Genomic DNA, 5,286 nt, shown 5'->3' with positions numbered 1-5,286 from the left:
GGTCGCGGGGGAGGGCGCCGAGGACGCCTCCGGAGCCGCCGCGCAAGGGGCGGGGACCGGCGCTGTCGGAGGGAGCGCGGGCACCGGGGCAGGGGCCGAAGGTCATGGTCCGGGCGGTGGCGGGGCGGGCGCTTCGCCCACGGTCAAGGTCGCGGGCGACATCGATTCGGCGCGCGATTACCCGCGCGCCTCCCGCGATTTGCGGATCGGCCATGCGGTGGTGATCGACCTCTCCGTGGGGCCGGACGGGCGGGTGCACGCCTGCCGGGTCTCGCGCCCGAGCCCCGACCCGGACGCCGACCGGATCACCTGCGCGCTCGCCACGCAGCGCTTTCGCTTCCGCCCCGCGCGCGATGCCAGCGGGCGCGCCGTAGGCGCGCTCTACCGCTGGCAGCAGCGCTGGTTCGTGAATTAGGGCGCGTGGGCGCAGGGCGGGGATTGAACGCGCGCGCAGGGACTGGCAATCGCGGGGGAATTCGTTTGCGATGGGGAAAGGCAAGAGGGCACCTGCGATGATCGTTCAGACCATACAACTCGCGCTTACGCCGGTCTTCGTGCTGGTGGCCATCGGCAACATCCTCAATATCCTGTCGACCCGGCTGGGGCGCGTGGTGGACCGCGCGCGTATGCTCCAGACGCTGTTCAACCAGACCGAGGGCGGCGAGCATGACGGCATCGTGCGCGAGATCCGGCTGGTCGACCAGCGCATCAAGATCATCACCCGCGCGATTCGCCTGATGGTGCTTTCGGCGCTGGCGATCGGCTCGACGGTGGCGATCCTGTTCCTCCAGGGGCTGGTCGGGTTCGACCTGACGGTGCTTGCCGCGCTGGTGTTCATCGTCTCGATCGCGCTGCTGCTCGCCGCGCTGGTGCTGTTCCTTCAGGAGACGCAGGTCGCGGCCAAGGCGCTCGAGGTTCCGGCCGACTTTCTCGAACTGCACCGCGACATCTGATCGCCACGAAAAAGGGCCCGTGCGCGGCGGCGCACGAGCCCTCTGGTCCGGTGTCGCCCGGCGCGCTTACGCGGCGAGGTCGAGCGGGGCGATTTCGCCCGAAAGGTAAAGCTTCTTGGCCTTGGCGCGGCTGAGCTTGCCCGAGCTGGTGCGCGGCAGGCTCTTGGGCGGGACCAGTTCGACGACGCAGTTCATGCCGGTGATCGAACGCACCTTGTCGCGGATCAGATCGCGCAGCTCGATACGCTTGGCCGGGTCCGAGACGCGGCAGTGGACGAGCACCGCAGGCGCTTCCTCGCCGCCTTCGGTCTCGACCGAGAAAGCCGCGATGTCGCCGTGGTTGAAGCCGGGAAGCTGCTCCACCGCCCACTCGATGTCCTGGGGCCAGTGGTTCTTGCCGTTGATGATGATCATGTCCTTCGCGCGGCCCACGATGAACAGGTAACCATCGGCCATGTAGCCCATGTCCCCTGTATCGAGCCAGCCGTCGACGAGGCATTCGGCGGTCGATTCGGGGTCGCGGAAGTACGAATGCATGACGCTCGTGCCCTGGCACCAGACCTTGCCGATCTGGTGGTCGGTCAGCGCCTTGCCGCTTTCGCCGCGAATCTCGACCTTCATGTCGAGCACCGGTTTGCCGCAGTTGACGATCGCGCGGTAGCGGGCCGGGCGGTTGAGGTCGCGCGGCGAGCCCGACAGGCGCTCTTCTTCGACGAGCTCGACGCGGATGCCTTCGCCCGGCGGCATGATGGTGACCGCCAGCGTCGCTTCGGCGAGACCGTAGCTGGGCAGGAACGCGCTGGCCTTGAAGCCGGCGTCGGCAAAGGCATTGACGAAGCTCTGCATGACGTCGGGACGGATCATGTCCGCGCCGTTACCGGCAAGGCGCCAGCGCGCGAGGTCGAACCGTTCGCCGACGTTGGTCTGGCTGGAGATGCGGCGCGCGCAGATGTCGTAGCCGAAGGTCGGCGAGTACGAGATCGAGGTGCCCTCGTTGCGTGAGATAAGGTCAAGCCAGGCCAGCGGACGGCGGGCGAAATCCTCGGTCTTGAGGTAATCGGCCGAGACCTGGTTGGCGATCAGCGAGAGGAAGCAGCCGACCAGGCCCATGTCGTGGTACCACGGCAGCCAGGAGATGCAGCGATCGCCGTCGCGCACCTGCATGCCGTGGCTGTGCGCGGCGAGGTTCGACAGGAGCGAGCGGTGCGTCACCGCCACGCCGTGCGGGAAGCGGGTCGAGCCGCTCGAATACTGCAGGTAGCAGATATCATCGGGGCTGGGCGTGGGCAGCGCGACTTCGGGCGCGTCCTTGGCAGCGAAGTCCGCCCAGGTGGCGTGACCGCAGGCCTGCCGCTCGGCCGCGGCCGAAGTGAGGTGGGCGATTTCGTCGGGGCCGATCAGCAGCACCGGGTCCGCGCTCGACAGCTGGACGACGAGCTGCTCGATGTAGTTGTCCTTGCCGCCGAAGCTGGTGGGCAGGGGCAGCGGTACCGGCCAGGCGCCCGCGTAGATCGTGGCGCAGAACAACGCCGCGAAGTCGGGCCCGGTTTCGGCGATGAGCGCGACGCGCTCACCCGGCTTCACGCCGCGCGCGATGAGCGCGTAGGCGACCTTGAGCGAATCGCTGCGCAGTTCGCTGAAAGGATAGGCGCGCGTCAGTTTTCCGCGCGGATCGTGGAAATTGAAGCCGCGCTGGCCTTGGGCCGCATAATCAAGGGCCTCGCAGAAGGTGTCGAAGTCCGCGAAACGGCGCGCCAGCGCGTCGTCGTTCGGGGTGGCGACAAGCGCCTGATCCGACTTCGTCACCATGCTGATGGTGTCGCTCATTATATCGTAACCCGTTATCTGTTCTAACCAATTTGGCGGATTGAATGACGACCTAGGGTTCCGCTTGTGAACCGAATATGGCCGGCACCCCATCCCCCAAGGTCCCATAAGCACTCCCCATTCTGCGCCGAGTGTGGCACGAATAGGGCAAGATGTCCGACAAGCGTCGCAATCCCCGGCCGCTCAATAGGCCCCGACTCGAGGAAATGGCGCTCGCCTATGTCGCGCGTTTCGCGACAACGCAAGCCAAACTGCGCGATTATCTGCGGCGTAAACTGCGCGAACGCGGCTGGGAAGGCGAGGACGAGCCCCCGCTCGACGCGCTGGTCGAGCGCTATGCCGAACTGGGCTACGTCGACGATGAAGGCTGGGCGCGGATGAAGGCGGGCAGCCTGCTGCGGCGCGGCTATGGCGCGCGGCGGGTGAGCGAAGCGCTGGGCGCTGCGGGGGTGGACGAGGATGTGCGCGGCGCGATGGCGCCGGGCGAGGCGCAGGAACGCGAAAGCGCGCTGGCGCTGGCGCGGCGGCGGCGGCTCGGCCCTTTCGCGCGTGAGGAGGCTGACCGCGCGGTTCGCGAAAAGCATCTTGCCGCCATGCTGCGCGCCGGGCACCGGCTTGAGGTCGCCCGCCGGATCATCGAGGCCGAGGATGCGACGAGCGCGCAGGAATGGGTGGACGAGGCGTTCGATCGCGGCGAATCGCTCGACGGATAGGCGTGCAACGCAACGGTGCCCCGCCCGCGAGGCGGACAGGGCACCGATCAGCGACCGGGATGGTCGCGGGCTTCTCTTTCTGGCTGGCGCCTATACGGAGCGCGCCGTTTAGCGGCAGTGCGGGCGGCTCGACGAGCGATCGACCTCGCGACCGAGCAGGGCGCCCGCCGCCGCGCCGAGCACGGTGCCGGTGGTGCGATCGCCATGGGTGTCGACCGCGCGGCCCGCGAGGGCTCCGGCGACACCGCCGATCAGCAGGCCCGTGGTGCCGTCGGACTTGCGGCAGCGGTAGCGGCCATGATCGTCCTTCCAGTAGCGGATGCCGTTGTCGGTGCGGTGGTAGCGATGATGCTCGCGGGCCATGGCCGGGGTTGCGGTGGCGACCACGAGGCTGGGGGCGGCGACGGCGGCCATCGTGGCCGCGAGAATGAGGTTGCGCATGGGCGATCTCCTTGCATTGTTGCGATGTGTTGCAAGGGGAAACACGCTACTCGTTCATCTGATCCCCAACCTCAGATGAACGAGCCGAAAGAGCCCCTGGGCGCGACAGGGCGTTGCGGATCTGCGCTGAAGCGTCCGCGATTGCGCAACTTGCACGAAGGATGGCCGAAAGGGATCGCAATTGACGATGTAAAAGCGTGCCAACACGCTTGGCATCGCGTGCAAAGAGGGCTAACGCCCGGCGCATGGGAATCCTGTCCAAGATCTTCACCTGGTGGGACGGCGCCACCATCGGCACCTCTCTGTGGTCCTCGCGTAACGGCGAGCACGTCGGCACGGACGCGCAGGGTAACAAGTATTACCGCGCGAAGAAGGCCAAGACGACCGAGGGGTACGAGCGGCGCTGGGTCATCTACAGCGGTGCCAACGACGCCAGCCGCGTGCCTTCCGAATGGCACGGCTGGCTGCATCACTCCTATGATGGCGTTCCGGAAAGCCACCTGCCGCCGGCGCGGATCTGGGAAGCCGAATACACCCCCAACGCCACGGGCACCGTGGCCGCCTACCGTCCGCAGGGCGCGCTCGAGCGCGGCGGGCATCGCGCGGCGGCGACCGGTGACTACGAGGCATGGTCCCCGGAAGCCTGAGCCGCGCGTTCACGATGCGTGCGGCTCGTTCTGACCGGCGTCCCCTGGGCGCCTCGCTGATGGTTCTTGCGCTTCTCGCGGGGCTCGCGGGGTGCAAGGGCGAACCCAAGCCCGAAGCCGAGGACACCGGCATTCCCGACGCGATCGCCGGGATGCAGGCCGGCCCCGCGCAAGCGGCCAAGGGGCAGGAACTGGGCACGCCCAACAAGGATCGGGTGGCGACGCTCGGCATCCTCAACAAGCGCAACAACCTGACCCAGGACCTGACCATCAAACCCGGCGAATCGAAGCGCCTGGGCAATCTGGTGGTCAAGCTGGCGACCTGTGAGAAGACGCTGCCCTGGGAGCATCCCCAGGACGAGGGCGCCTTCGTTCAGGTCTTCGTCGAAAAGCGCGCGACGATCGATGCCAAGCTGGCCTGGCACAAGGTCTTCTCGGGCTGGCTGTTCAAGAATCGTCCGGCGCTCAACGTCGTTGAGGACCCGGTTTACGACGTCTGGGTCAAGAGCTGCGCGATGCGCTTTCCCGGCGAGGACGCGAGCCCGGCTTCGGCCGCCTCGGCGAGCACGGCGGCAAAGCCTGCATCGAGCGTGAGCGCTGCGCCCGCCGCCGAGACTTCGCCCGCGCCTGTGATTTCCGAAACACCCGCCGCCGACGCGACCGCCGACTGATCGGCGCTCGTGGCGCGCTGCGCGGCCGCCCGTG

7 protein-coding genes are annotated in these 5,286 nt (G+C 67.8%); 5 read left to right on the top strand and 2 right to left on the bottom strand.

Features of this window, described 5'->3' with window-relative positions; translation table 11 throughout:
• Both MTR62_RS19800 and MTR62_RS19795 read left to right on the top strand, forming a co-directional pair.
• On the top strand, positions 1 to 415 hold a 415-nt coding region (locus MTR62_RS19800; protein ID WP_244024181.1), incomplete at its 5' end, for a TonB family protein.
• Between the two features lie 97 nt (positions 416 to 512).
• Positions 513 to 953 (top strand): DUF2721 domain-containing protein, encoded by a 441-nt coding sequence (locus MTR62_RS19795; protein WP_244024179.1) that lies wholly within the window; start codon positions 513 to 515, stop codon positions 951 to 953.
• A gap of 66 nt (positions 954 to 1,019) precedes the next feature.
• Here MTR62_RS19795 and MTR62_RS19790 read toward each other — a convergent pair whose 3' ends face one another.
• Positions 1,020 to 2,780, bottom strand: coding sequence for a fatty acyl-AMP ligase (locus MTR62_RS19790; protein ID WP_244024177.1), 1,761 nt, complete (start codon positions 2,778 to 2,780; stop codon positions 1,020 to 1,022).
• Positions 2,781 to 2,932: 152 nt separating this feature from the next.
• On the opposite strand from MTR62_RS19790, the gene MTR62_RS19785 reads away from it, so the two are divergent.
• Positions 2,933 to 3,493, top strand: a complete 561-nt coding sequence (locus MTR62_RS19785) for a regulatory protein RecX (protein ID WP_244024175.1) — start codon at positions 2,933 to 2,935, stop codon at positions 3,491 to 3,493.
• A 108-nt stretch (positions 3,494 to 3,601) separates the two neighbouring features.
• On the opposite strand, the gene MTR62_RS19780 is transcribed toward MTR62_RS19785, so the two are convergent.
• Positions 3,602 to 3,934, bottom strand: a complete 333-nt coding sequence (locus tag MTR62_RS19780; protein ID WP_244024173.1) for a glycine zipper 2TM domain-containing protein — start codon at positions 3,932 to 3,934, stop codon at positions 3,602 to 3,604.
• Positions 3,935 to 4,179: 245 nt separating this feature from the next.
• Between MTR62_RS19780 and MTR62_RS19775 the strand changes: the two genes are divergently transcribed.
• Together MTR62_RS19775 and MTR62_RS19770 are read left to right on the top strand one after the other, a co-directional pair.
• On the top strand, positions 4,180 to 4,581 hold the full coding sequence (locus MTR62_RS19775) for an NADH:ubiquinone oxidoreductase subunit NDUFA12 (protein ID WP_244024171.1): 402 nt from the start codon (positions 4,180 to 4,182) through the stop codon (positions 4,579 to 4,581).
• Positions 4,582 to 4,640: 59 nt separating this feature from the next.
• The gene (locus MTR62_RS19770) at positions 4,641 to 5,252 is read left to right on the top strand and encodes a DUF2155 domain-containing protein (RefSeq protein ID WP_244024169.1); all 612 of its coding nucleotides are present in this window, start codon (positions 4,641 to 4,643) and stop codon (positions 5,250 to 5,252) included.
• The last annotated feature ends 34 nt before the right edge of the window (positions 5,253 to 5,286 follow it).

It is taken from the genome of Novosphingobium organovorum, from assembly GCF_022832435.1.
Taxonomy (GTDB): Bacteria; Pseudomonadota; Alphaproteobacteria; order Sphingomonadales; family Sphingomonadaceae; genus Novosphingobium; species Novosphingobium organovorum.
This window is presented reverse-complemented; position numbering and strand designations above follow the sequence as displayed.

What these genes read in the sequence shown, in the direction of transcription:
- MTR62_RS19795 (WP_244024179.1), top strand. Translation starts at nt 513, where the DNA reads ATGATCGTTCAGACCATACAACTCGCGCTTACGCCGGTCTTCGTGCTG.
- MTR62_RS19790 (WP_244024177.1), bottom strand. Translation starts at nt 2,780, where the DNA reads ATGAGCGACACCATCAGCATGGTGACGAAGTCGGATCAGGCGCTTGTC.
- MTR62_RS19785 (WP_244024175.1), top strand. Translation starts at nt 2,933, where the DNA reads ATGTCCGACAAGCGTCGCAATCCCCGGCCGCTCAATAGGCCCCGACTC.
- MTR62_RS19780 (WP_244024173.1), bottom strand. Translation starts at nt 3,934, where the DNA reads ATGCGCAACCTCATTCTCGCGGCCACGATGGCCGCCGTCGCCGCCCCC.
- MTR62_RS19775 (WP_244024171.1), top strand. Translation starts at nt 4,180, where the DNA reads ATGGGAATCCTGTCCAAGATCTTCACCTGGTGGGACGGCGCCACCATC.
- MTR62_RS19770 (WP_244024169.1), top strand. Translation starts at nt 4,641, where the DNA reads ATGGTTCTTGCGCTTCTCGCGGGGCTCGCGGGGTGCAAGGGCGAACCC.